This is a genomic window from Salmonella sp. SAL03688, assembly GCF_046551895.1.
In the GTDB taxonomy this organism is placed as follows: Bacteria; Pseudomonadota; Gammaproteobacteria; order Enterobacterales; family Enterobacteriaceae; genus Salmonella; species Salmonella enterica.
On record NZ_JBGDVI010000016.1, the window covers coordinates 1 to 25,791 of the forward strand.

Annotated in this window: 24 protein-coding genes and 1 pseudogene; 17 read left to right on the forward strand and 8 right to left on the reverse strand. The window is 53.4% G+C overall.

Going from position 1 to position 25,791, the window contains the following annotated elements:
- Nucleotides 1–455 precede the first annotated feature (455 nt).
- Nucleotides 456–812, forward strand: a pseudogene (locus ACLJR2_RS16005) (tyrosine-type recombinase/integrase); the annotation flags it as partial.
- 161 nt (nucleotides 813–973) lie between these two features.
- Complete coding sequence (locus ACLJR2_RS16010) at nucleotides 974–1,171, forward strand: hypothetical protein (protein WP_001117984.1); 198 nt, start codon at nucleotides 974–976, stop codon at nucleotides 1,169–1,171.
- Nucleotides 1,172–1,381: 210 nt separating this feature from the next.
- On the opposite strand, the gene clpA is transcribed toward ACLJR2_RS16010, so the two are convergent.
- From clpA to ACLJR2_RS16025, 3 genes are all read right to left on the reverse strand, one after another.
- Nucleotides 1,382–3,658 carry an ATP-dependent Clp protease ATP-binding subunit ClpA gene (gene clpA, locus ACLJR2_RS16015; protein ID WP_000934064.1) on the reverse strand — a complete coding sequence of 759 codons (2,277 nt, stop codon included), beginning with the start codon at nucleotides 3,656–3,658 and terminating at the stop codon, nucleotides 1,382–1,384.
- 30 nt (nucleotides 3,659–3,688) lie between these two features.
- A complete protein-coding gene (clpS, locus tag ACLJR2_RS16020) occupies nucleotides 3,689–4,009 on the reverse strand; it encodes an ATP-dependent Clp protease adapter ClpS (RefSeq protein ID WP_000520789.1) in 321 nt (106 codons plus the stop codon).
- A 95-nt stretch (nucleotides 4,010–4,104) separates the two neighbouring features.
- A complete protein-coding gene (locus ACLJR2_RS16025) occupies nucleotides 4,105–4,182 on the reverse strand; it encodes a hypothetical protein (RefSeq protein WP_212742690.1) in 78 nt (25 codons plus the stop codon).
- 150 nt (nucleotides 4,183–4,332) lie between these two features.
- Between ACLJR2_RS16025 and cspD the strand changes: the two genes are divergently transcribed.
- On the forward strand, nucleotides 4,333–4,554 hold the full coding sequence (gene cspD, locus ACLJR2_RS16030; RefSeq protein ID WP_000447499.1) for a cold shock-like protein CspD: 222 nt from the start codon (nucleotides 4,333–4,335) through the stop codon (nucleotides 4,552–4,554).
- Nucleotides 4,555–4,683: 129 nt separating this feature from the next.
- On the opposite strand, the gene macB is transcribed toward cspD, so the two are convergent.
- Together macB and macA are read right to left on the reverse strand one after the other, a co-directional pair.
- Nucleotides 4,684–6,630 (reverse strand): macrolide ABC transporter ATP-binding protein/permease MacB, encoded by a 1,947-nt coding sequence (gene macB / locus ACLJR2_RS16035; RefSeq protein WP_000125895.1) that lies wholly within the window; start codon nucleotides 6,628–6,630, stop codon nucleotides 4,684–4,686.
- Nucleotides 6,627–7,745, reverse strand: coding sequence for a macrolide transporter subunit MacA (gene macA / locus ACLJR2_RS16040; RefSeq protein WP_001201754.1), 1,119 nt, complete (start codon nucleotides 7,743–7,745; stop codon nucleotides 6,627–6,629). Before macA ends, macB begins: the two co-directional genes overlap by 4 nt.
- A gap of 145 nt (nucleotides 7,746–7,890) precedes the next feature.
- On the opposite strand from macA, the gene ACLJR2_RS16045 reads away from it, so the two are divergent.
- Nucleotides 7,891–8,841 (forward strand): VirK/YbjX family protein, encoded by a 951-nt coding sequence (locus ACLJR2_RS16045; protein WP_001519667.1) that lies wholly within the window; start codon nucleotides 7,891–7,893, stop codon nucleotides 8,839–8,841.
- Here ACLJR2_RS16045 and ACLJR2_RS16050 read toward each other — a convergent pair.
- Nucleotides 8,838–10,496 carry an ATP-dependent endonuclease gene (locus tag ACLJR2_RS16050; RefSeq protein WP_000599770.1) on the reverse strand — a complete coding sequence of 553 codons (1,659 nt, stop codon included), beginning with the start codon at nucleotides 10,494–10,496 and terminating at the stop codon, nucleotides 8,838–8,840. The genes ACLJR2_RS16045 and ACLJR2_RS16050 overlap by 4 nt on opposite strands.
- 201 nt (nucleotides 10,497–10,697) lie before the next feature.
- On the opposite strand from ACLJR2_RS16050, the gene ACLJR2_RS16055 reads away from it, so the two are divergent.
- The 7 genes from ACLJR2_RS16055 (at nucleotide 10,698) to ACLJR2_RS16085 (ending at nucleotide 19,842) form a co-directional block, all read left to right on the forward strand.
- A complete protein-coding gene (locus tag ACLJR2_RS16055) occupies nucleotides 10,698–11,597 on the forward strand; it encodes a lysine exporter LysO family protein (protein WP_000491118.1) in 900 nt (299 codons plus the stop codon).
- A gap of 143 nt (nucleotides 11,598–11,740) precedes the next feature.
- A complete protein-coding gene (gene hcp, locus ACLJR2_RS16060; RefSeq protein ID WP_000458776.1) occupies nucleotides 11,741–13,393 on the forward strand; it encodes a hydroxylamine reductase in 1,653 nt (550 codons plus the stop codon).
- An 11-nt stretch (nucleotides 13,394–13,404) separates the two neighbouring features.
- The gene (gene hcr, locus ACLJR2_RS16065) at nucleotides 13,405–14,373 is read left to right on the forward strand and encodes an NADH oxidoreductase (RefSeq protein WP_000178698.1); all 969 of its coding nucleotides are present in this window, start codon (nucleotides 13,405–13,407) and stop codon (nucleotides 14,371–14,373) included.
- 157 nt (nucleotides 14,374–14,530) lie between these two features.
- Nucleotides 14,531–16,249, forward strand: a complete 1,719-nt coding sequence (gene poxB, locus ACLJR2_RS16070) for a ubiquinone-dependent pyruvate dehydrogenase (protein WP_000815313.1) — start codon at nucleotides 14,531–14,533, stop codon at nucleotides 16,247–16,249.
- A 38-nt stretch (nucleotides 16,250–16,287) separates the two neighbouring features.
- The gene (gene ltaE / locus ACLJR2_RS16075; RefSeq protein ID WP_000566346.1) at nucleotides 16,288–17,289 is read left to right on the forward strand and encodes a low-specificity L-threonine aldolase; all 1,002 of its coding nucleotides are present in this window, start codon (nucleotides 16,288–16,290) and stop codon (nucleotides 17,287–17,289) included.
- A gap of 10 nt (nucleotides 17,290–17,299) precedes the next feature.
- Nucleotides 17,300–18,733: an SDR family oxidoreductase gene (locus ACLJR2_RS16080; protein WP_000079019.1), complete on the forward strand. Its 1,434-nt coding sequence runs from the start codon at nucleotides 17,300–17,302 to the stop codon at nucleotides 18,731–18,733.
- A 95-nt stretch (nucleotides 18,734–18,828) separates the two neighbouring features.
- Nucleotides 18,829–19,842, forward strand: coding sequence for an NAD-dependent epimerase/dehydratase family protein (locus ACLJR2_RS16085; RefSeq protein ID WP_000866904.1), 1,014 nt, complete (start codon nucleotides 18,829–18,831; stop codon nucleotides 19,840–19,842).
- On the opposite strand, the gene ACLJR2_RS16090 is transcribed toward ACLJR2_RS16085, so the two are convergent.
- Nucleotides 19,839–20,669, reverse strand: coding sequence for an N-acetylmuramoyl-L-alanine amidase (locus ACLJR2_RS16090; protein WP_001202294.1), 831 nt, complete (start codon nucleotides 20,667–20,669; stop codon nucleotides 19,839–19,841). The two genes, ACLJR2_RS16085 and ACLJR2_RS16090, sit on opposite strands and share 4 nt — an antisense overlap.
- Complete coding sequence (locus ACLJR2_RS16095; protein ID WP_001160725.1) at nucleotides 20,666–20,989, reverse strand: heavy metal-binding domain-containing protein; 324 nt, start codon at nucleotides 20,987–20,989, stop codon at nucleotides 20,666–20,668. The genes ACLJR2_RS16090 and ACLJR2_RS16095 overlap by 4 nt, the downstream gene beginning before the upstream one ends.
- A gap of 127 nt (nucleotides 20,990–21,116) precedes the next feature.
- Between ACLJR2_RS16095 and ACLJR2_RS16100 the strand changes: the two genes are divergently transcribed.
- The 6 genes from ACLJR2_RS16100 to artJ all read left to right on the forward strand — a co-directional run bounded on the left by ACLJR2_RS16100 (nucleotide 21,117) and on the right by artJ (nucleotide 25,698).
- The gene (locus ACLJR2_RS16100; RefSeq protein ID WP_001270724.1) at nucleotides 21,117–21,632 is read left to right on the forward strand and encodes a lipoprotein; all 516 of its coding nucleotides are present in this window, start codon (nucleotides 21,117–21,119) and stop codon (nucleotides 21,630–21,632) included.
- 229 nt (nucleotides 21,633–21,861) lie between these two features.
- The gene (gene artP / locus ACLJR2_RS16105; protein ID WP_000027181.1) at nucleotides 21,862–22,590 is read left to right on the forward strand and encodes an arginine ABC transporter ATP-binding protein ArtP; all 729 of its coding nucleotides are present in this window, start codon (nucleotides 21,862–21,864) and stop codon (nucleotides 22,588–22,590) included.
- Nucleotides 22,591–22,607: 17 nt separating this feature from the next.
- On the forward strand, nucleotides 22,608–23,339 hold the full coding sequence (gene artI / locus ACLJR2_RS16110) for an arginine ABC transporter substrate-binding protein ArtI (protein WP_000756586.1): 732 nt from the start codon (nucleotides 22,608–22,610) through the stop codon (nucleotides 23,337–23,339).
- Between the two features lie 6 nt (nucleotides 23,340–23,345).
- Nucleotides 23,346–24,062 (forward strand): arginine ABC transporter permease ArtQ, encoded by a 717-nt coding sequence (gene artQ / locus ACLJR2_RS16115; RefSeq protein ID WP_001001677.1) that lies wholly within the window; start codon nucleotides 23,346–23,348, stop codon nucleotides 24,060–24,062.
- On the forward strand, nucleotides 24,062–24,730 hold the full coding sequence (artM, locus tag ACLJR2_RS16120) for an arginine ABC transporter permease ArtM (protein ID WP_000895396.1): 669 nt from the start codon (nucleotides 24,062–24,064) through the stop codon (nucleotides 24,728–24,730). Before artQ ends, artM begins: the two co-directional genes overlap by 1 nt.
- Before the next feature lie 236 nt (nucleotides 24,731–24,966).
- Entirely contained in the window at nucleotides 24,967–25,698 is a 732-nt protein-coding gene (gene artJ / locus ACLJR2_RS16125; RefSeq protein WP_000737538.1) for an arginine ABC transporter substrate-binding protein ArtJ, read from the forward strand.
- The last annotated feature ends 93 nt before the right edge of the window (nucleotides 25,699–25,791 follow it).

A 25,791-nucleotide genomic window follows, 5' to 3' on the forward strand; every position in this document is an offset into this window, starting at 1 on the left:
CCCAAACCAAGGGGGGATGAGAACCACCGACCGGGGTTCGACACAAAAACGCCGGGAGCGTTTTTGAACAGAGCTTGCTCTGGCCCCGAAGGGGCGAGGCCCAGGGATGGGCTGAGTAGCGGCGCAGCCAGTTGGACAGACCGGGCGCGCAGCGAACGGGCTGCCCCGAAGGGGCGAGCGCAGCGAGTCAATCCCCCCTCACCGCCATATTTGATACAAAATCAATCGCTTACAATGTAAAGTTGGTTTTGTCCTGTATAAAATGCTGCATAAAGAAGCTCGTGTAAACGAGCTTTTTTTGAGTCTAAACTTCTTGTTTTTACTGTGATTTTCCTGATGAAAGGTTTGTTTTTGGACCTTTGGTTTCTATAGGGAAGTTGCTGTAGATTCTATAAAAATCGCCCCACTCCCCTACCTAAAACGCTTTAGAAAAGTTTGCATAAGTATCTCTCGGTAGTAAAAAGCACCGAGTTCCTCTGTCTGATGCTGCTGTTCCTCTGTTGAAGGATTTACTCTACTTTAAGGGCAATAACTTTGTGTTCCCTGCCCCTCGTTAAGGACAACTTTCGGATACTGCTTTGCTGGCAGTGTTAAAGCGAATGGAGTATACCAACTTAACGCAGCATGGCTTCCGTTCTACTTTCCGTGAGTGGGCTGGTGAAACAACGGGCTACCCACGTGAGGTTATTGAACATGCGTTGGCGCACCAGTTGGCAGATAAGGCTGAAGCAGCGTATCAGCGTGGGACGTTATGGCCTAAACGGGTGGCGTTGATGGATGATTGGACGGGGTATAGCACTGCCAACAGCTAAGCTACCTGTACGAAAGCATTATCGTTGATAACAACGTAGAAAGTGTGATGCTAATAGCATTCGCTTTCGAAAATGTGATAAGCAATAATTTCATAATGAACTATTTCTTATACAATTATTATCATGGTTTGCAAATTACATAAACCACTCAAGGAGAGGTTATGCCCGGACTGATAGGCTACTGGAAGCAACTTCCAACCAAAGATGAATATATTAAAAAACACAATATGAGTAAAATATCTTGCTACAGTTGTGGTCACGAGAAATTCAGCGATGTTGGTTTGATACAGGTATGGGATAATCACAGAAGAATTCTTTGTGCTAAGTGTAAGACTACTCTTTTCAGAGAAGAGGATTAGTTTTTTGGCATTGGTAACAGCGGCTTCAGCATCCCTTTTCACACAGCGGGGCGGGCTTTTTTTCGCATTTGACCCGTCGATTACCGGATGATGGCGCAATTTACAAGCGCCTTATCCGCCTACCGCGAGCACAACGCCATCAGGCTAACTATTAGCCGGCATAAAAAAACCGGGCGCTAAGGCCCGGTTTGTACGGCAGTGAAACGAAGATTAATGCGCGGCTTCCGGCTTGTGCTTTTGCGCACTCTGGAAGCCATACGTCAACGCATTTTTCTCTTTATCCAGCGCGACGGTGACCTGTCCGCCGTCAACCAGCGATCCAAACAGCAACTCATTGGCCAGCGGTTTTTTCAGGTTGTCCTGAATCACACGCGCCATTGGTCGTGCGCCCATCGCCCGGTCATAGCCCTTTTCCGCCAGCCAGTCGCGCGCTTCCTGACTGACTTCAAGGGAGACGCCTTTCTGATCCAACTGAGCCTGCAACTCGACGATAAACTTATCGACAACCTGATGAATCACCTCGCCAGACAGATGATCGAACCAAATAATGTTGTCGAGACGGTTACGGAACTCCGGCGTAAACACTTTCTTGATCTCGCCCATCGCATCGGTACTGTTGTCCTGATGAATAAGACCAATAGATTTACGTTCGGTTTCTCGCACGCCGGCGTTGGTGGTCATCACCAGCACCACATTGCGGAAATCCGCCTTACGGCCGTTGTTATCGGTCAGCGTACCGTTATCCATCACCTGCAGCAGCAGGTTAAAGACATCCGGGTGCGCTTTTTCGATCTCATCCAGCAACAGCACCGCATGAGGATGCTTAATCACCGCATCCGTCAGCAGCCCGCCCTGGTCGAAACCGACGTATCCCGGAGGTGCGCCGATCAAACGGCTCACCGTATGACGCTCCATATATTCAGACATATCGAAGCGCAACAGCTCAATACCCAGCGCTTTTGAAAGCTGTACCGTAACTTCAGTTTTCCCTACGCCAGTTGGCCCGGCGAACAAGAATGAGCCGACAGGTTTATGCTCATGGCCCAGACCCGCACGACTCATCTTAATAGCTTCGGTCAGCGCCTCAATCGCGTTATCCTGGCCGAAGACCAGCATTTTCAGACGATCGCCCAGGTTCTTCAGCGTATCGCGATCGCTCTGCGAGACGCTCTTTTCAGGAATTCGCGCAATTCGCGCCACTACGGACTCAATATCCGCCACGTTGACCGTTTTCTTACGTTTGCTCACCGGCATCAGACGCGCCCGAGCGCCCGCTTCGTCAATCACGTCAATGGCTTTATCCGGCAGATGGCGGTCATTGATATATTTTACCGCCAGCTCGACCGCCGCACGCACCGCTTTCGCGGTATAACGCACGTCGTGGTGCGCTTCGTACTTAGGTTTCAAGCCGTTGATAATTTGCACCGTCTCTTCCACCGAAGGCTCGGTAATATCAATTTTCTGGAAACGGCGCGCTAATGCCCGGTCTTTCTCAAAAATATTGCTGAATTCCTGATAGGTCGTTGAGCCGATCACCCGGATCTTGCCGCTGGAAAGCAGCGGTTTAATCAGATTTGCCGCATCCACCTGTCCGCCCGACGCCGCGCCAGCGCCGATAATGGTATGGATTTCATCGATAAACAGGATGCTGTTGGTATCCTGCTCAAGCTGTTTCAGCAACGCCTTAAACCGTTTTTCAAAATCGCCGCGGTATTTGGTGCCCGCCAGCAGCGAACCGATATCCAGCGAGTAAATGGTGCAATCGGCCATCACTTCCGGCACATCGCCCTGCACGATACGCCAGGCCAGCCCTTCGGCAATCGCCGTTTTGCCGACGCCGGATTCCCCTACCAGCAACGGGTTATTTTTACGGCGACGACACAAGACCTGGATCGCGCGTTCCAGTTCTTTTTCACGACCAATCAGCGGATCGATGCCGCCCACGCGAGCAAGTTGGTTAAGATTCGTCGTGAAGTTTTCCATACGTTCCTCCCCGCCAGCTTGTTCGTCGCCAGTTGGCTGATTGCCGAGATCGGAAGATTGGCTCGGTTCGTCTTTTCGCGTCCCGTGAGAAATAAAGTTCACGATATCCAGACGGCTCACTTCATGCTTGCGCAGCAGATAAGCCGCCTGTGATTCCTGTTCGCTAAAGATAGCCACCAGCACATTCGCGCCAGTCACTTCACTACGCCCGGAAGACTGAACGTGGAAGACGGCACGTTGCAGGACACGCTGGAAACTTAACGTCGGCTGCGTATCACGCTCTTCTTCACTGGCAGGCAGTACGGGTGTGGTTTGTTCAATGAAGGCTTCGAGTTCCTGACGGAGCGCCACCAGATCCACGGAGCATGCTTCCAGCGCTTCGCGAGCCGATGGGTTGCTGAGCAGCGCCAGCAACAGATGCTCGACGGTCATAAACTCATGACGGTGCTCGCGCGCTCTGGCGAAAGCCATGTTTAAACTGAGTTCCAGTTCTTGATTGAGCATAGGCACCTCCCCCAATTTTTATACCTGCATTCAGGCTTTTTCCAGCGTACACAGCAACGGATGCTCGTTCTCCCTTGCATACTTGTTCACCATCGCCACTTTGGTTTCCGCCACCTCGGCGGTAAACACGCCGCAGATAGCTTTGCCTTGATAGTGAACTGCAAGCATCAATTGCGTTGCACGTTCTACATCATAAGAAAAGAATTTTTGTAACACGTCAATAACAAACTCCATCGGAGTGTAGTCATCATTGACTAATATCACTTTATACATAGATGGCGGTTTTAGCGCGTCGCGCACGCTATCTTCCACCAACTGGTCAAAATCCAGCCAATCGTTCGTCTTACCCATTGTCAGTCGTCATTATCGGTTACGGTTGTCGGCAGGAAAATCTGCCGCTGACCAGAGTCTATGCACACAATCAATCTACCTCAATTGATAGATAACTAACATCTATCAGTACCATCCGCGACATCTGTCACATTCCCGGCAATAGCGTTAACTGCTTCAAATTTTTGATTCATTTTTACCCGATCCCCCCTGCCTGATGCTTGACGCCTCGCCTGATTTCTCTAAATTGTAATGTCGAGAGTTGGTGAGGTTTTGAACAGCCCCCACTCCGTCACCGGTTCATTCCATCTTACTTATATAAGATTTACGAAGGATGTCGAAGCATGGAAACGGGTACTGTAAAGTGGTTCAACAATGCCAAAGGGTTTGGTTTCATCTGCCCTGAAGGCGGCGGCGAGGATATTTTCGCCCATTATTCCACCATTCAAATGGATGGTTACAGAACGCTTAAAGCCGGACAGTCTGTCCGGTTTGATGTCCACCAGGGGCCAAAAGGCAATCACGCCAGCGTCATCGTGCCCATCGAAGCAGAGGCCGTTGCATAGCTCCTCTGTCTCATTGTGTACATCCAGGAGGCAAAATGCCAGCCCGATCGGCTGGCATTTTTATTTAACGCCAGTGCCTGATAGCAACACCGTTGCATCTTATCAGGCCGACAAATGACGTCAGCAAGATTACTCCCTTGCCAGCGCCTCCACCGGGTCCAGTCGCGCCGCGTTTCTCGCCGGTAGCCAGCCAAACAGTATCCCGGTAAACGTCGAACATAAAAACGCGCTCGCCAGAGCAGTCAGTGAAAAACCGATCTCCCAGCCGGGCAGGAAAAGCTGTAGCATAAATGCGATGAACATCGACAAGCTAATCCCCAGCGCTCCACCAACCAGGCAAACCAGCACCGCTTCAATAAGAAACTGCTGTAGCACATCGCTGGCGCGCGCGCCTACCGCCATACGGATGCCGATTTCACGCGTTCGCTCGGTGACGGAAACCAGCATAATATTCATGACGCCGATGCCGCCGACAACCAGCGAAATGACGGCCACCAGCGTCAGAAATAACTGAAGAGTATAGGTGGTTTTTTCAGCCGTTTTCAGGACGCTGTCCATATTCCAGGTGAAGAAGTCTTTTTTACCGTGGCGTAAGGTGAGCAGGCGGGTAAGCTGCTGTTCAGCCTGATCGCTATCAACGCCATCTTTCACACGAACGGTGATCGAGTTAAGCCATGACTGACCCATTATGCGATCTGACATCGTGCTATAGGGCAACCAAACTTGCAACAGATTGCTATTGCCGTACATGGACGGTTTCTCTTCCGCTACGCCAATAACAATAACCGGCATATTACCCACCAGCACCACTTCCCCTACGACATTCGCTTTATTTGGAAATAGCTGGCGTCGCGTGTTGGCATCCAGCACCACCACCTGCGCGCGATCCTGTTGCTGTACAGCATTGAAGGTGTTCCCCTCCCTAAAGGACATGCCGTAAACGTTAAAATAATCGCCACTGACGCCATTAGCATTTACGGCAATATCAATATTGCCATAGCGAAGACGTAAGCTCTTTGAAACGCTGGGCGTCGCAGAGTTAACCCACGGCTGTTTCTGAATAGCGACCAGATCGTCATATTTCAGCGCCTGTCGATACTGCGGGTTGTCGTCGCCGAAATCTTTGCCTGGATGAATATCAATCGTATTAGTGCCCATAGCGCGGATATCCGCCAGTACCATCTGTTTTGCGGCGTCGCCGACCACCACAATCGACACCACCGACGCAATACCGATAATAATTCCCAGCATGGTCAGTAAAGTACGCATTTTGTTAGCGGCCATCGCTAACCACGCCATCGACAGCGCTTCGCGAAAGCTGCTGGCAAATTGCCGCCAGCCGGGAGCCGTATTAACTACGGCAGCGTCAACGCCCTGTTCGCGTTTCTTTTCCTGCGCGGGCGGATTATGGACAATCTTGCCATCGTGAATTTCAATAATCCGCTCCGCCTGGGCGGCAATCAGCGGATCGTGCGTCACAATGATCACCGTATGTCCGCGATCGCGCAGTTGGCGCAAAATCGCCATCACCTCTTCGCCGGAATGACTATCCAGCGCGCCGGTCGGCTCATCCGCCAGAATCACCTGTCCGCCGTTCATCAGCGCGCGGGCAATACTGACACGCTGCTGCTGTCCGCCAGAAAGCTGTGAAGGTGGGTAATCGACGCGATCGCTTAATCCCAGCCGCAAAAGCAACTCTCTGGCGCGCGCCTGGCGTTTTTTGCGTTCAATGCCGGCGTAGACGGCGGGGATTTCAACATTTTGCGCTGCCGTTAAATGCGACAACAGATGGTAGCGCTGAAAGATAAAGCCAAAATGCTCACGCCGCAGCTGCGCCAGCGCGTCCGGGTCCAGCGTCGAGACGTCCCGCCCCGCCACCCGATAAGTGCCGCTGGTCGGTTTATCCAGGCACCCGAGGATATTCATCAGCGTTGATTTTCCAGAACCGGAAACGCCGACGATCGCCACCATCTCCCCGGCGTGGATTTGCAGGGAGATATCTTTCAACACCGCCACCTGCTCTTCTCCGGAGGGGTAGCTGCGACTCACATTGCGCAGTTCAAGCAATGCCGTCATGGCGTCGCTCCTGGCCTGCTCTCGCCGATGATCACCTCATCGCCTGCTTCCAGACCTTTAACCACTTCCACGTCTGTATCGTTACGCTCGCCAATGATCACTTCGCGCTCACGTTTTTCGCCGTTACGCAACAGCGCCACTTTATAACGATTGCCGCCCACCGGTTCGCCAAGCGCGGCGAGAGGAATAATCAACACATTTTTGACATCCATGAGTTGAATATAAACCTGTGCGGTCATATCAAGACGCAAGATTCTTTTGGGATTCGGCACTTCAAACCGGGCGTAATAAAAAATAGCATCGTTGATCTTTTCCGGCGTCGGCAGAATATCTTTTAAAACGCCTTCATAGCGCGTTTGCGGATCGCCTGCAATGGTGAACCATGCTTTCTGCCCCGCCCGAAGATGGATCACGTCCGCTTCCGAGACCTGCGCTTTTACCAGCATAGTGCTCATATCCGCCAGCGTCAGAATATTGGGCGCCTGCTGAGCTGCAATCACCGTTTGTCCTTGCAGGGTAGTGATTTGCGTCACTTCCCCCGCCATGGGAGCAACAATACGGGTATATTCCAGGTTGGTTTTCGCGGTGTCCAACGAGGCCCGATTACGTTTGATCTGGGCATCTATGGTGCCAATACGCGCCTGTTTAACCGCCATCTCCGTCGCCGCGGTATCCAGATCCTGTTGCGATACCGCCTGAGTCTTAGCTAACTGCTGCTGGCGCGCCAGCGTAACCCGCGCCAGCTTTAACTCAGCGGCTGCCTGCTGACGCTCTGCGTTCAGCTCCATCAGGGTGGCCTCGACCTCTTTTATCTGGTTCTCCGCCTGATCCGGATCAATCACGCCGAGTAGCTGATCTTTTTTAACGTTATCGCCAATGGAGACCAGCAGCGTTTTCAACTGGCCGCTCACCTGCGCGCCGACATCCACTTTACGCAACGCGTCCAGTTTTCCAGTCGCCAGTACACTCTGTTCAAGATCGCCTGGCCGCACGATTAATGTCTGATAAGTTGGCAGCGGCGCATTTAGCATTCGCCAGCCAGCCATCCCCCCCACTAAAAGAATTAAAATAATGACCAGATAACGCTTTTTAAATTTCTTTCCCTTAGCACGCATAGAAACCCTGACGGCAAAATTTCAACCAGAAAGTAAACCGTATCTAAACAAACCTGACACAATAAAGATAGCGTCGGCTGTATTGACGATTGGTTAATGTTTCCTGTGGTTCAATCTCGACAATCTTATGTCGCGGATTACGATCATGACACAGCTTACAGATAATACCTGGTACACTTCAGATTACATCTCTCCTTTACAATTATTTATTCGTCTGACGCGCGGGCAATTACAGCCAGGAAAATTCTGGCGTAAAGCCAGCTTTCGTCGCAAGTTTTTAATCCGCTCATTAGTCATGCCGCGTGCGACCAGCCAATTACTGACTAATCTCACCCAATGGCCGGAGTTAAATACGTTACTTGCTCGTCAGCCGCGTTTGCCTATTCGGCTACATCGTCCTTATATGGCTGTAAATATTAAACGCGATTTCGCCTTAGACGCTCTGTGTTTTCATTATCAACAGATGCGCCAACTTTTATCGCGGGAACAACAAGTTAGCTATTTAAGTCAGTATGGCCTGAATCTTGCTAAATTTGAAACTAAAACCGGCGAGTTGTTTCAACTTGATTTAGTCAGTCTGGTCTCACTGGATAAAGAAGGTGAAAGCACTATTGTTGTTCGCGACGCACAGTTACGTATTCTGGCAGAGATCACATTTACCCTGTGTCGCTTTAACCAACAACGCACACTATTTATCGGCGGATTACAGGGCGCGGCAAACGACGTCCCTCACGAAATTATCCAGCAGGCGACCAAAGCCTGCCATGGTCTTTTTCCCAAACGCATCGTGATGGAGGCTCTCTGTCAGTTTGCGCAAGTCTTTCAGGCAGAAAAGATTATAGCTGTGAGTAACGATGCGCACGTTTACCGTAGCTGGCGATACATGGATAAAAAGACGCAAATGCATGCCGACTATGACGCGTTTTGGGAATCGTTAGGCGGTGAAAGAATTAAAGGGAATTACTATACGCTACCGCTGGCGATCGCCCGAAAAAGCGAAGCGGAGATCGCCAGTAAAAAACGGGCCGAGTATCGCCGCCGCTATGCGTTACTCGATAGCGTCGTCGAACAGGTTCCGGCCACATTCAAACGTTAATCCGCCCGGCCCCGCGCCAGCCAAACCACGCGCGAGAACATCTTTCTGAACAGCGGCGGCACGGCGTCAATTCCCCGCCGCCCGGCTTCCATCGCGACTTCAATCGCCAAATCCGGCTTTGACGAGCGGTGGATAGCTTTAGTGATAATTTTCCGGGTATTCATCGGCACATTAGGCGGAAGCTGCGCAACCCGGTGAAAAACATCGGCAAAGCCCTGACGATACATAAAATGTTCCATATCCAGCGCAGGCAGCGCCGTGAGATGTTCGCGTTCTTCTTCCCGATCGTTATTAAGCAGACTGCGGACCGTCGCGGCATATTTTTTCCCCGCTTCGTCGCCATCCACCAGGACATGCCACTCGATTCCCATACGGCGGGCGAACTTCACCAGCGGTTTCAGGCCAGACTGAGCAAACTCAATGACTTTAATGCCCTCCGCATCAAAATGATGACCACACTGACGCGCCAGCTCATTAATAACCCAGGTTTCCGTCTCGCCTTCCACCAGTAGCCAACAACGCGCAAACAGCGACGATGCGCGATTAAAGCGGATATGAAAGGCGATGCGCCGTCCATCTTCCGCGCTTAACCCGCCCGGGCCCAGACGCCAGGCGGCGACGCGGGAAGATTCGCGCACCAGCCGTACGACATGCTCCACCGGCGTTAGCGAGAGCAATTCGCCTGAGTTGGTTGTCGCTATCCGCTGTAGCGGTAACAGATTGAGCAATTGCCAGGCGACTGAAAGCATAATGGGATGTAAACGGGTTTCCGGATCTTCCACCAGCAGTAATGGTCGCGCGTCTTTATGTAACCGCAGCGTCCCTTTCGCCTGTAACAGCGTGGAGAAAAGCCCCAGCAGGATCACCCGATGCGACCGGCTGCCCGGTTTGTCGATCATCCGATTAATAATATCCAGATAGCGCCAGCTACGCTGCTCATTTTGCGAACGCCGTCGCATGAGTCGGTGACGCGCCTGTCCTGCGCCCTGCTCTGAGAAATAGTGTTCAAGCAGTTGCACCATCGCGGACAGTCCCTGACGAATCTGCCCGTCGGTTAAATTTTGCGGCCGGGTCGCCAGCTCACGCGCCAGAAAATCCAGCTGTCGGGCCGTGACTTCAACATCCGGCACATTGGGCACCGTACCGTTGCGAATACGTCGCATAAAGCGCGCATCGCGCAAACGTAGCACTGGCATCAGACGAACCAGGTGGCGCACCTGATCGTTAATATTTTCCACCGGCAATGGCTGCCCATCGCTATTGAGAAAACTGCGCAGCGTCATCACGCTACCATCGGCGCCGCATTCGCCCTCTAGCCGATAAAAAATACGGTGAAAATCATCCTCGCAAGGCGACCAGCATGCTTCCAGCGCTCGATAACGACGTACCCGATGCCGCCCTGGCTGCGTTTCGCGAAAAGTCAGAATAATATGCAGGTGATGCTCGCGTCCTTTTATGTCGCCAGGCGGGAACCAGAAATCCTCACGGACAAAATGGTAAAGATCGAGTTCCGGCGACAATAACAGAGTCAGCGCATCCAGCAGGCTGGATTTTCCCCAGGCGTTCTCCCCAATCAGCACGTTGTTTTGCTCCAGCATCAACGACAGTCGGTTGATACCGCGAAATCCTACTATTTCAACGCGTTCGAGAATCATGCTTCCTCCAGAAAAACGTCATCACTCCATAAAATTCACCGCAGTATAACGGCAAATGCGTCCGCCTGGCGTGATATTCCCCCCCTTTGCCTGGGGCAAATGTCTGATAAATGTACGGCTGACGGTGTCGCTTTACTGATAGTCTGGAATTCGGTAGTGTCATGTACGCTATTCAAACAATAAAAAAGGGCCCGGCTGTTCATGTTTTCAGGACTTTTAATCATTCTGGTTCCACTGATTGTGGGCTATCTCATTCCACTGCGACATAAAGCCGCATTACAACTCATTAACCGGCTACTGAGCTGGATCGTGTATCTTATTCTCTTTTTTATGGGAATAAGCCTGGCGTTTTTGGATAACCTCGCCAGTAATCTGGTGGCGATTTTTCATTATTCCGCCGTCAGTATTACGATTATTTTATTGTGTAATATCGCCGCCTTATTGTGGCTGGAACGTATCCTCCCGTGGCGTCACCATCATCAGCAGGAAAAACTGCCTTCGCGTATTGCCATGGCGCTGGAGTCGCTACAACTGTGCGGCGTAGTGGTATTGGGGTTTGTTATCGGCCTGAGCGGACTCTCTGTTTTACAGCACGCCACCGAAGCCAGTGAATATACGCTGATCTTTTTATTGTTCCTGGTGGGGATTCAGCTACGAAATAGCGGCATGACCTTAAAGCAAATTGTGCTTAACCGCCGGGGAATGATGGTCGCGGTCGTTGTCGTGGCAAGCTCATTACTGGGCGGCGTGATTAATGCGTTTATCCTGGACTTACCGCTAAAAACCGCCCTGGCGATGGCGTCAGGTTTCGGCTGGTACTCTCTTTCCGGTATTTTGCTGACGGAGTCGTTTGGACCGGTTATCGGCAGCGCGGCATTTTTTAACGATCTGGCCCGCGAGCTCTTAGCCATTATGCTTATTCCCGGTCTGGTTCGCCGCAGCCGTTCAACGGCGTTGGGCCTGTGCGGAGCGACTTCAATGGACTTTACGTTGCCGGTATTACAGCGCTCCGGCGGCGTAGAGATTGTTCCGGCGGCTATCGTACATGGCTTTATCCTCAGCCTGCTGGTCCCCCTCTTAATGGCGTTCTTCTCGGCCTGATACCTCTTTGGTGGTAGGCATCTGCCGCCAAAATTGCGCTAAATCAATCTCCTTGCACATTATGGCAGAAATCCCTTTTATCCCTTTGTTCACAGGCATAACCTTAAACATGTATATTAAATATAACTTTAAAAGGTGTGACCATGTTTTGTGTGCAATGTGAACAAACCATCCGTACACCAGCCGGAAACGGCTGCTCCTACGCGCAGGGAATGTGCGGTAAAACAGCTGAAACGTCCGATCTGCAGGATCTGCTGATTGCGGCTTTGCAAGGTTTGTCTGCCTGGGCAGTGAAGGCCCGTGAATATGGCATCATTAATCACGACGTTGATAACTTTGCGCCGCGCGCGTTTTTCTCCACGCTGACCAACGTTAACTTCGACTCTCCACGTATCGTCGGCTACGCCCGTGAAGCGATTGCCTTGCGTGAAGCGTTGAAAGCGCAGTGCCTGAGCGTGGATGCCAATGCGCATTGCGACAATCCGATGGCCGATCTGCAACTGGTCAGCGACGATCTGGGCGACCTGCAACGTCAGGCGGCGGAATTTACCCCGAATAAAGACAAAGCCGCCATTGGCGAGAACATCCTCGGCCTGCGTCTGCTGTGCCTGTACGGTCTGAAAGGCGCGGCGGCGTATATGGAACACGCGCACGTTCTCGGTCAATACGACAACGACATTTACGCGCAGTACCACAAAATCATGGCCTGGCTGGGCACCTGGCCTGCTGACATGAACGCGCTGCTGGAGTGCGCAATGGAAATCGGCCAGATGAACTTCAAAGTGATGAGCATTCTGGATGCCGGTGAAACCACCAAATACGGTCACCCAACGCCGACTCAGGTCAACGTCAAAGCGACTGAAGGCAAGTGCATTCTGATCTCCGGTCACGATCTGAAAGATCTCTACAACCTGCTGGAGCAGACCGAAGGCACCGGCGTTAACGTCTACACTCACGGTGAAATGCTGCCCGCACATGGCTATCCGGAACTGCGTAAATTCAAGCATCTGGTCGGTAACTACGGCAGCGGCTGGCAGAATCAGCAGGTCGAGTTCGCCCGCTTCCCTGGCCCAATCGTGATGACTTCTAACTGCATTATCGACCCGACCGTGGGCAGCTATGACGACCGTATCTGGACCCGTAGCATCGTCGGCTGGCCGGGCGTTAGCCATCTTGAAGGCGATGACTTCGGGCCGGTCATTGCCCAGGCGCAGCAAATGGCGGGCTTCCCGTATAGCGAAATTCCGCATCTCATCACCGTCGGTTTTGGCCGTCAGACCCTGCTCGGCGCTGCCGATACGCTCATCGATCTGGTCAGTCGTGAAAAACTGCGCCACATCTTCCTGGTCGGCGGCTGTGACGGCGCGCGCGGCGAGCGTAACTACTTTACCGATTTCGCCACCAGCGTACCGGATGACTGCCTGATCCTGACCCTGGCCTGCGGTAAATACCGTTTCAACAAACTGGAGTTCGGCGACATCGAAGGGCTGCCGCGTCTGGTCGATGCCGGTCAGTGTAACGATGCTTACTCCGCGATTATCCTGGCGGTGACGCTGGCGGAAAAACTGGGCTGCGGCGTCAACGATCTGCCGCTGTCGCTGGTGCTCTCCTGGTTTGAGCAGAAAGCGATCGTGATTCTGCTGACGCTGCTGTCATTAGGCGTGAAAAATATTGTCACCGGGCCGACCGCACCGGGCTTCTTCACGCCGGATCTGCTGGCTATCCTCAACGAGAAGTTCGGTCTGCGTTCCGTGACCACCGTTGAAGAAGACATGAAGCAATTGCTGAGCGCGTAAGGAGGTCAATGATGACGATGCCAACCTCACAATGTCCCTGGCGAATGCAGGTGCATCACATCCGTCAGGAGACGCCGGACGTATGGACAATTGCGCTATTATGCCATGACTACTACCCTTACCGCGCCGGGCAGTATGCGCTGGTGAGCGTGCGTAATTCAGCGGAAACGCTGCGCGCCTACACCCTTTCGTCTACGCCGGGCGTCAGTGAATATATCACGCTGACCGTTCGTCGGATTGAAGATGGCACGGGTTCACAGTGGTTGACCCATGACATCAAGCGCGGCGATTACATCTGGCTGTCTGATGCAATGGGCGATTTTACCTGTGACGATAAAACAGAAGATAAGTTTCTGCTGCTCGCCGCCGGTTGTGGCGTAACGCCAATCATGTCGATGCGTCGCTGGCTGGCAAAATACCGCCCGCAGGCCGATGTGCAGGTCATCTTTAACGTCCGTTCGCCGGATGATGTGATTTTTGCCGACGAGTGGCGACAGTATCCGGTCACGCTAGTGGCGGAAAATCATGCCACGGAAGGTTTTGTCGCGGGCCGTCTGACCACGGAATTGTTACAGCGCGTACCGGATTTGGCATCGCGCACCATCATGACCTGCGGCCCGGCGCCCTATATGGATTTCGTCGAACAGGGAGTGAAAGCGCTTGGCGTAACGCGCTTCTTTAAAGAGAAGTTCTTCACGCCGGTGGCGGAAACGGCAACCAGCGGCCTGAAATTCACCAAGCTACAGCCAGCGCAGGAATTTTATGCCCCGATCGGTACGACGCTGTTGGAGGCGCTGGAGAGTAATAAAGTACCGGTTGCCGCTGCCTGTCGGGCAGGTGTTTGCGGCTGCTGTAAAACCAAAGTCGTTTCCGGCGACTATACGGTGAGTAGCACCATGACGCTGAGCGAGGCGGAGATTGCCGAAGGTTACGTACTGGCCTGCTCCTGCCATCCGCAGGGCGATCTTGTTCTCGCATAATCGGTAAACGTTCCATCATAGGCCCGGTAAGCGTCAGCGCTACCGGGCGATTTGCCGCTCGCTTCATCCTTTCGCCCCTCTCTTCGCCAAAGAAAAACGTCATCGTCATCTTCAACTAAACTTGTAACCGTTATCACATTTAAGGAGATGGAGAACCATGAAACAAACCGTTGCTGCTTTTATCGCCAAAACGCTGGAACAGGCTGGCGTAAAACAAATCTGGGGCGTCACTGGCGATTCCCTGAACGGCCTGAGCGATAGTCTTAATCGTATGGGAACCATTGAATGGATGCCAACCCGCCATGAAGAGGTCGCCGCTTTCGCCGCCGGCGCACAAGCGCAGCTTACCGGCGAGCTGGCAGTGTGCGCCGGTTCATGTGGACCGGGCAACCTGCACCTGATCAATGGCCTGTTTGATTGCCACCGTAACCACGTCCCTGTTCTGGCGATCGCCGCCCATATTCCGTCCAGTGAAATCGGCAGCGGTTATTTCCAGGAGACCCACCCGCAGGAGTTGTTCCGTGAATGCAGCCACTATTGCGAGTTGGTTTCCAGCCCGGAGCAGATCCCGCAGGTACTCGCCATCGCTATGCGCAAAGCGGTGTTAAATCGCGGCGTCTCCGTGGTCGTACTGCCGGGTGACGTGGCGCTGAAACCCGCGCCTGAAAACGCCGTCACCCATTGGTACCATGCCCCGCTCCCCGTCGTCACGCCGGCGGAGGAAGAGCTGAAAAAACTGGCGCAACTGCTGCGCTACTCCAGCAATATCGCATTGATGTGCGGTAGCGGCTGCGCGGGCGCGCATGAGGAGTTGGTCGCGTTGGCGGCAAAACTAAAAGCGCCAATCGTTCATGCCCTGCGCGGCAAAGAGCACGTTGAGTACGATAACCCTTATGATGTGGGAATGACCGGCCTGATTGGCTTCTCTTCTGGCTTCCACACCATGATGAACGCCGATACGCTGATCCTGCTCGGCACCCAGTTCCCCTACCGCGCCTTTTATCCGAGCGATGCCAAAATCATTCAGATTGACATCAACCCGGGCAGTATTGGCGCGCACAGCAAAGTCGACATGGCGCTGGTGGGCGATATTAAAGCCACGCTTCGCGCCCTGCTGCCGCTGGTGGAAGAAAAAAGCAATCGTAAATTCCTCGATAAAGCTCTGGAGCACTATCGGGACGCCCGTAAGGGACTTGATGACTTAGCCAAACTCAGCGACAAAGCCATCCATCCACAATATCTGGCGCAACAAATTAGCCATTTCGCCGCTGACGACGCTATTTTTACCTGCGATGTCGGCACGCCGACCGTCTGGGCGGCCCGCTATCTAAAAATGAACGGCAAGCGCCGCCTGCTGGGTTCGTTTAACCACGGGTCAATGGCCAACGCCATGCCACAGGCGCTCGGCGCTCAGGCCACCGCGCCGGGTCGGCAGGTTATCGCGATGTGCGGTGATGGCGGCTTCAGTATGCTGATGGGCGATTTTCTCTCGGTGGTACAGATGAAGCTGCCGATAAAAATCGTCGTCTTTAATAACAGCGTGCTGGGCTTTGTGGCGATGGAAATGAAAGCCGGCGGCTACCTTACCGACGGTACCGAACTGCACGACACCAATTTCGCGCGTATCGCCGAAGCCTGCGGTATTACCGGTATTCGCGTGGAAAAAGCCGCAGACGTGGACGGAGCGCTACAGCGCGCGTTTTCCATCGACGGCCCGGTACTGGTTGACGTGGTCGTGGCAAAAGAAGAGCTGGCGATCCCGCCGCAGATCAAACTGGAACAAGCGAAAGGCTTTAGCCTGTACATGCTGCGCGCCATTATTAGCGGCCGCGGCGATGAAGTGATCGAACTGGCGAAAACAAACTGGCTAAGGTAAAACAGTGCACATCACCTTTTAAAATCCAGGGATGTGCCATGATTGATTTACGCAGTGATACCGTTACCCGACCGGGCCGCGCCATGCTCGAGGCGATGATGACCGCCCCGGTCGGGGACGACGTATACGGCGATGACCCTACTGTTAACGCCCTTCAGCGCTACGCCGCCGACCTTTCCGGTAAAGAAGCGGCGCTTTTTTTACCCACCGGCACCCAGGCCAATCTGGTCGCGCTGCTTAGCCATTGTGAACGCGGCGAAGAGTATATCGTTGGCCAGGGCGCGCATAATTATCTCTATGAAGCTGGCGGCGCTGCGGTGCTCGGCAGCATTCAGCCGCAGCCCATCGACGCCGCCGCGGACGGTACGCTGCCGCTGGAGAACGTGGCGGCGAAGATTAAAGCGGATGACATCCACTTCGCGCGCACGCGCTTGCTCAGTCTGGAAAATACACATAACGGGAAAGTGCTGCCGCGCGCGTATCTGAAAGACGCCTGGACATTTACCCGCGAACGTGGACTGGCGCTGCACGTTGACGGCGCCCGAATTTTTAACGCGGTGGTTGCCTACGGCTGTGAGTTAAAAGAAATTACGCAGTATTGCGACTCTTTTACCATCTGCCTGTCAAAAGGTCTCGGAACGCCGGTCGGTTCGCTGCTGGTAGGCAACCGCGATTACATTAAACGCGCGACGCGCTGGCGTAAAATGGTCGGCGGCGGAATGCGTCAGGCCGGGATTCTGGCAGCGGCCGGACTGTATGCGCTGAAGCATAACGTGGCGCGTCTGCAAGAGGATCATGACAACGCCGCCTGGTTGGCGCAGCAGCTTCGCGAAGCGGGCGCGGAGGTCATGCGCCACGAAACGAATATGCTGTTTGTTCGCGTTGGCGAAGCACAGGCCGCCGCGCTTGGCGACTATTTACGGGAACGGAATATCCTGATTAACGCCGCGCCGATTGTGCGTCTGGTGACGCATCTGGATGTCTCTCGCGAACAGCTTGCCGACGTCGTCGCCCACTGGCGCGCCTTTTTAGCCCGCTAAGGAGAGCAACGTGGCGCAACGCATTCTGGTTCTCGGCGCCAGCGGCTATATCGGCCAGCACCTGGTCTTTGCGCTAAGTCAGCAAGGGCATCAGGTGCGGGCGGCGGCGCGGCGCGTGGAACGTCTGGAAAAACAGCGCCTCGCCAACGTCAGTTGTCATAAGGTCGATCTGCACTGGCCGGAAAATTTACCTGCGCTGCTTCGCGACGTTGATACCGTTTACTATCTGGTACACGGCATGGGCGAAGGCGGCGATTTTATCGCCCATGAACGTCAGGCGGCGCTCAACGTGCGCGATGCGCTGCGCCAGACGCCGGTTAAACAACTTATTTTCCTCAGTTCACTGCAGGCACCGACGCATGAGCAATCCGATCACCTGCGCGCCCGCCAGCTTACGGCTGACACGCTGCGCGACGCAGGCGTGCCGGTGACGGAATTACGCGCCGGGATCATCGTCGGCGCAGGCTCCGCCGCCTTCGAAGTCATGCGTGACATGGTTTACAACCTGCCAATACTCACGCCGCCGCGCTGGGTGCGTTCGCGCACCACGCCCATCGCTCTGGAAAATTTACTCTACTACCTGGTCGGCTTGCTGGACCACCCTGCGCACAAGCATCGTATTCTGGAAGCCGCCGGGCCGCAGGTATTAAGCTATCAGCAGCAGTTTGAACGTTTTATGGCCGTCAGCGGTAAACGGCGTCCGCTGATCCCGGTGCCTTTTCCGACCCGCTGGATTTCGGTCTGGTTTTTAAACGTCATTACCTCCGTGCCGCCGACTACCGCAAAAGCCTTAATCCAGGGGTTAAGGCACGATTTGCTGGCCGATGACGCCGCGTTAAAAAAGTTGATCCCCCAAACGCTTATCACCTTTGACGACGCCGTTCGCCGCACGCTGAAAGAAGAAGAAAAACTGGTGAACTCCAGCGACTGGGGCTACGACACGCTGGCCTTCGCCCGCTGGCGTCCCGAATACGGCTATTTTCCAAAGCAGGCGGGCTTTACCGCGCAGACCCCGGCCAGCCTATCGGCGCTATGGCAGGTCGTAAATCGGCTGGGTGGCAAAGAGGGCTATTTTTTCGGCAATATTTTGTGGCAGACGCGCGCCGCGATGGACCGTCTGGTGGGGCATAAACTGGCGAAAGGCCGCCCGTCGCATACTTTGCTCAAGCCTGGCGATACGGTAGATAGCTGGAAAGTGATCATTGTCGAACCAGAAAAACAGCTCACACTCTTGTTTGGCATGAAAGCTCCGGGCCTGGGGCGGCTTAGCTTCACGCTGCACGATAAAGGCCGCTACCGCGAAATTGACGTGCGCGCCTGGTGGCATCCACACGGAATGCCGGGCCTGATTTACTGGCTACTGATGATCCCGGCGCACCTGTTTATTTTCCGGGGAATGGCAAGGCGTATTGCCCGACTTGCAGAACAAATCACAGAAAAATGAGAAAAAGTTGCTGTATTCTTTCGTGTTTCCCATTGCATACCGACGTAATTCACGGAAGAATGCGCACGATGGTTTATTAAACACAGTGGATTGATATGAAGGTACTGGTTACCGGCGCCACCAGCGGCTTAGGTCGAAACGCGGTTGAATTTTTGCGCAATAAAGGCATCAGCGTCAGAGCGACGGGTCGCAATGAAGCGATGGGCAAGCTGCTTGAAAAAATGGGCGCGGAATTCGTCCATGCGGATTTAACCGAACTGGTCTCCTCGCAGGCTAAAGTGATGCTCGCCGGGATCGACACGTTGTGGCACTGCTCCAGCTTTACCTCGCCCTGGGGAACCCAACAAGCTTTCGATCTGGCGAATGTTCGCGCCACCCGCCGCCTGGGAGAATGGGCGGTCGCCTGGGGCGTGCGCAATTTTATTCATATCTCCTCTCCCTCACTCTATTTTGATTACCACCATCACCGTGATATCAAAGAGGATTTCCGTCCGCATCGGTTTGCCAATGAGTTCGCCCGCAGTAAAGCCGCCGGCGAAGAGGTGATTAATCTGCTGGCGCAGGCCAATCCGCAAACACGTTTTACGGTGTTACGTCCGCAAAGCCTGTTTGGCCCGCACGATAAAGTATTTATCCCACGTCTGGCGCATATGATGCACCATTACGGTAGCGTCTTATTACCGCACGGGGGCAGCGCGCTGGTCGATATGACCTACTATGAAAATGCGATCCACGCCATGTGGCTGGCCAGCCAGCCGGGCTGCGATCATCTGCCTTCTGGCCGCGCTTATAACATCACTAACGGCGAAAACCGCACCTTACGCAGCATCGTACAAAAGTTAATTGATGAACTGACTATCGACTGCCGCATTCGCTCTGTGCCTTACCCGATGCTGGATATGATCGCCCGCAGTATGGAGCGCTTCGGCAAAAAATCCGCCAAAGAGCCCCCGCTAACGCATTACGGCGTGTCAAAACTGAATTTTGATTTTACGCTCGATACGACTCGCGCGCAGGACGAGCTGGGCTACCAGCCCATCGTCACGCTGGACGAAGGCATTGAGCGCACCGCCGCCTGGCTGCGCGATCACGGAAATTTACCGCGTTAATCCTGGCCGTACTTCTCCAGTAATGCTTCGGCAATCGCCTGCGTTTCGGCATCTGCGATACCGCTCCATTGCGCCGGACGGAAGTGCATCTGGAACGCCATAATCACCCGCTGCTGCTCGCGCGCCGTCATATCGGCTTTGACTTCATAGCCATAACGCGAGAGTAACGCAAGCACCGTTGCGGTATCGACTGGCGTATACGGCGCGCGTCCAGCCAGATAAAACGCCACACGCTGGGCGTCAGGCCAGGCGCCAATCCCCTGCGCCGCCAGCTCGCGCCACGGGAAGCGCGGGCCGGGATCGTCTTTACGCTGCGGCGCGATATCCGCATGGGCCACCACATTCTGCGGTTTGATGTCATAGCGCGCGATAATGTCCTTCGCTAACGGAATCAATGCCTGAATTTGCGCGGATTCAAACGGCGCGAAAGATTTCACCCCGCCGGACATTCGCCAGCCGCGATTTTCCAGCTCAATGCCAATAGACGTATCATTGAGACGCGTGGCGCCTCGCCAGAAACTGACGCCCGCATGCCAGGCCTGATCCTGTTCCGGCACCAGTTGCCAGATGCGCGGTTTACCGCCATATAATGGCGGGGTTGCGGGAATCAGGTAATGCGAACTGACGTTGCGACCCGTTAACGTCGCCAGCGAAACGTCAAAGTTTTCCGCCGTATAGTGAATCACCAGGACTTTAATGCGCGGATAGGCCGCCTGCGCCCGATGTCGGGTATCAAGCTGATATCCCTCTTTATCGATAATTCCTTTTTCGCTCGCGCAGCCTGTTAACAGCAACGCGAGACCCACCAGCCACAGTAGCGCTCTCATCGGCGCGTTTTCACCGCCGTTCCGCTGACGCTGACCATCAGCATACTGCCATCCTTGCCGACAGTTTCGTAATCAATATCGATGCCTACCACCGCATCGGCGCCCAACGCTTTAGCCTGCTCGCCAAGTTCCTGGAAAGCGATTTCACGCGCTTTACGCAGCTCTTTCTCATACGCGCCGGAACGTCCGCCGACGATATCCCGAATGCCGGCGAAAAAATCGCGGAAAATATTGGCGCCTAAAATGGCTTCGCCCGTCACCACACCGCAATACTCCACGATGCTTTGTCCTTCCAGCGTTGGGGTTGTTGAAAACTGCATAGTGAATCTCCCGGGTTAGCTAAGCACACGATCTCAAACGCATTATCAAGCTGATACGCTATCATTGAAAGGATATAATTGATTATCGTAGATCGGTTTTTGCTCGATCGCCTATAAGGAAATCATCATGCGCTATTCTAAACTCTCTTTGCTCATCCCGTGCGCGCTTCTGCTTAGCGCCTGTACGACCGTCACTCCCGCCTACAAAGATAATGGCCCGCGTATCGGCGCGTGTGTGGAAGGCGGCCCGGACAGCGTGGCTCAACAATTTTACGACTACCGTATTCAACACCACAGCAATGATATCGCCGCGCTTCGCCCCTACTTGAGTGATAACCTGGCGAAATTGTTGACCGACGCCAGCCGCGATACGGAGCACCGCCAGTTGATGAGCGGCGATCTGTTCTCCAGCCGCGCTACGCTGCCGGATAGCGCCAACGTCGCCAGCGCATCAACCATTCCGAACCGAGATGCGCGCAACATTCCTCTGCGGGTAGCGTTAAAACAGGGCGATCAAAGCTGGCAGGATGAAGTGCTTATGATTCACGAAGGCTCATGCTGGGTGATTGACGACGTTCGCTATCTGGGCGGAGATGTCCATGCCCCTGCCGGTACGCTGCGCCAGTCGATAGAAAACCGTTAACAGACAGTATTCCCTCGCTTTTGCACCCATAACCCCGTAAATTGTCTGGCATTCTGCCCGGGATGCCGACAATTCTTCTTACCTACTATTCCTCCTGCTATTTTGTGCTATGTTTAGGGAAGAATGTGGGATATATTTAACTTTTAACGCATAAATATTGCATAACTATTCTGCGAAAGGTACTATCTGCGGCTTCAATAGCTATCAGACTGCCTGTATACGAGTGTCAATGAGTATTCAATTAAACGGCATTAATTGCTTTTACGGCGCGCATCAGGCGCTGTTCGATATCACGCTGGATTGCCCCGAAGGCGAAACGCTGGTGTTGCTTGGCCCAAGCGGGGCGGGTAAAAGTTCGCTGCTGCGTGTACTCAATCTGCTTGAGATGCCGCGTTCCGGCACTCTGACTATCGCCGGGAACCATTTTGACTTTACGAAAACGCCGTCCGATAAGGCGATTCGTGAGCTACGTCAAAATGTCGGAATGGTCTTTCAGCAATATAATCTTTGGCCGCATCTCACCGTTGCGCAGAATCTGATTGAAGCGCCCTGCCGCGTACTGGGTCTGACAAAAGATCAGGCGCTGGCGCGCGCAGAAAAGCTGCTGGAGCGTCTACGTCTGAAGCCCTATAGCGATCGTTATCCGTTGCACCTTTCCGGCGGTCAGCAGCAGCGCGTCGCGATTGCCCGCGCGCTGATGATGGAGCCGCAGGTGCTGCTGTTTGATGAACCGACCGCCGCGCTGGACCCGGAAATTACCGCTCAAATCGTCAGCATTATTCATGAGCTGGCGGAAACGAACATTACTCAGGTGATCGTTACGCATGAAGTCGAAGTGGCGCGTAAGACCGCCAGTCGTGTGATTTATATGGAAAATGGTCACATCGTCGAGCACGGTGATGCGGGTTGCTTTGCCCACCCTCAGACCGAAGCGTTCAAAAACTATCTCTCTCACTAAGATTCGGGACAATGACAATGAAAAAAGTTCTGATTGCCGCGCTAATTGCAGGCTTTAGCCTTTCCGCTACAGCAGCCCAGACCATTCGTTTTGCGACCGAAGCGTCCTATCCGCCGTTCGAATCGATGGATGCTAATAACAAGATTGTCGGCTTTGACGTCGACCTGGCCAACGCGCTATGTAAAGAGATCGACGCCTCCTGTACCTTTACCAATCAGGCGTTCGACAGCCTGATCCCCAGCCTGAAATTCCGCCGCTTCGACGCTGTAATGGCGGGAATGGATATCACGCCGGAACGTGAAAAGCAGGTGCTGTTTACCACGCCATATTACGACAACTCCGCGCTGTTCGTGGGTCAGCAGGGCAAATACACCAGCGTCGATCAACTGAAAGGCAAGAAAGTCGGCGTACAGAACGGTACGACGCACCAGAAATTCATCATGGATAAGCATCCGGAAATCACCACCGTACCGTATGACAGCTATCAGAACGCGAAGCTGGATCTACAAAATGGCCGTATCGACGCTGTTTTCGGCGACACGGCGGTAGTGACCGAATGGCTGAAAGCCAATCCTAAGCTGGCGCCGGTCGGCGATAAAGTCACCGATAAAGATTATTTCGGCACCGGCCTGGGTATCGCGGTACGTCAGGGCAACACCGAGCTGCAGCAGAAATTCAATACTGCGCTGGAAAAAGTGAAGAAAGATGGGACTTACGAGACCATCTATAACAAATGGTTCCAGAAGTAATCTTTGATGAACGAATTTTTTCCTTTAGCAAGCGCCGCCGGGATGACCGTCGGCCTTGCCGTCTGTGCGCTGATCATTGGCCTCGCGTTAGCCATGTTCTTTGCCGTCTGGGAGTCCGTAAAATGGCGCCCGATTGCCTGGATAGGCTCCGCGCTAGTCACTATTTTGCGCGGCCTGCCGGAAATTCTGGTGGTGCTGTTTATCTATTTCGGCTCCTCGCAACTCCTGCTTACGCTGTCTGACGGGTTTACCCTCCATCTCGGCTTTACGCAGATCCCGGTGCAAATGGAGATTGAGAACTTTGACGTCAGTCCGTTCCTGTGCGGCGTGATTGCGTTGTCCCTGCTGTATGCGGCCTATGCGTCGCAGACGCTACGCGGCGCGCTGAAAGCCGTTCCGTCTGGTCAGTGGGAGTCGGGTCAGGCACTGGGATTATCAAAGACGGCGATTTTTTTCCGTCTGGTGATGCCGCAGATGTGGCGTCACGCCCTGCCAGGGCTGGGTAATCAGTGGCTGGTGTTGCTAAAAGATACGGCTCTGGTCAGCCTTATCAGCGTTAACGATCTGATGTTGCAGACCAAAAGTATTGCCACACGCACCCAGGAACCGTTTAACTGGTACATTATTGCGGCGGCTATTTACCTGGTCATTACGCTGATCAGTCAGTACATTCTCAAACGCATAGACCTGCGCGCGACACGTTTTGAGCGGAGGCCGGACTAATGCTTGAGTACTTACCTGAACTGCTAAAAGGGCTACACACCAGCCTGACGCTGACCGTGGCTTCTATTGCCGTCGCTTTGGTGCTGGCGTTAGTTTTTACCATTATCCTGACGCTAAAAACGCCGTTCGTGGTGTGGCTGGTGCGCGGCTATATCACGTTGTTTACCGGTACGCCGTTGTTGGTGCAAATTTTCCTAATCTACTACGGACCCGGTCAATTCCCGACCCTGCAAGAGTATCCACTACTCTGGCATCTACTGTCTGAACCGTGGCTGTGCGCACTGATCGCGTTGTCGCTAAACAGCGCCGCTTATACCACGCAGCTATTTTATGGCGCGATTCGCGCGATTCCGGAAGGTCAGTGGCAGTCCTGTGGCGCGCTGGGGATGAGTAAGAAAGATACTCTGGCGATTTTGTTGCCCTATGCGTTTAAACGCGCCCTCTCCTCCTATTCTAATGAGGTGGTACTGGTCTTCAAAAGTACCTCGCTGGCCTATACCATCACCTTGATGGAAGTCATGGGGTACAGTCAGTTGCTCTATGGTCGTACCTACGATGTGGTGGTATTTGGCGCGGCAGGCGTAATTTACCTGGTCGTCAACGGTCTATTGACGCTGATGATGCGTTTGATTGAGCGTAAAGCTCTGGCGTTTGAGCGGCGCAATTAACCAGGCAGGATAAGGCATTCTCGCCGCCGTTCGACAATGATCAGATGGCGCTGCGCTTATCAAACCTACGATGCATAATTTTGAATAAATCCGACGGACAAGTGGTTAACCTGTCCGTCTTTTTTTATCCATTTTAAAATATTTACTCATTTTTATTGCATACAAATTCAATTGATGGCATTGTAAATCTATGCCGCAGACACGGCGCATAATCATAAGATTACGGGAGTGACATCATGAAAAAGTTAGTTCTGGCTGCATTACTCGCCTCTTTCGCCACTGGCAGCATCGCCGCTGAAAAAATCAATTTCGGGGTTTCCGCCACCTATCCCCCGTTTGAATCCCTGGATGCGAGTAATAAAATTGTGGGCTTCGATATCGATCTGGCAACCGCATTATGCAAGCAAATGCAGGCAGAATGTACTTTTACCAATCATGCTTTCGATAGTCTTATCCCGGCGCTGAAATTCAGAAAATATGATGCCGTCATTTCCGGAATGGACATTACCCCGGAGCGCAGTAAGCAGGTCGCCTTTAGCAATCCCTATTATGCAAACTCCGCGCTGGTGATTGCCAAAAAAGACACCTATAAAACCTTTACCGATCTAAAAGGTAAGCGTATCGGTATGGAAAATGGCACCACGCATCAAAAATATCTCCAGGATAAACATCCGGAGGTCAAAACCGTGGCCTACGACAGCTACCAGAATGCGATTATCGACCTGAAAAATGGCCGTATTGACGGCGTCTTTGGCGATACCGCAGTGGTCAATGAGTGGCTGAAAACGAATCCGCAACTGGGTCCGGCAACAGAGAAAGTGACCGATCCGCAATACTTCGGTACCGGACTTGGCATCGCGGTGCGCCCGGACAATAAGGCGTTGCTGGAAAAACTGAATAATGCGCTGGCCGCCATTAAAGCGGACGGCACTTATCAGAAAATCAGCGATCAGTGGTTCCCGCAGTAAAACGTATGTGATTAGCCCACCGTGTTGCGAAATGGCAGTATAAATACCTTATTCAGCCCACGGGCCGCCATCGGAAACTATCCTGGCCTGATA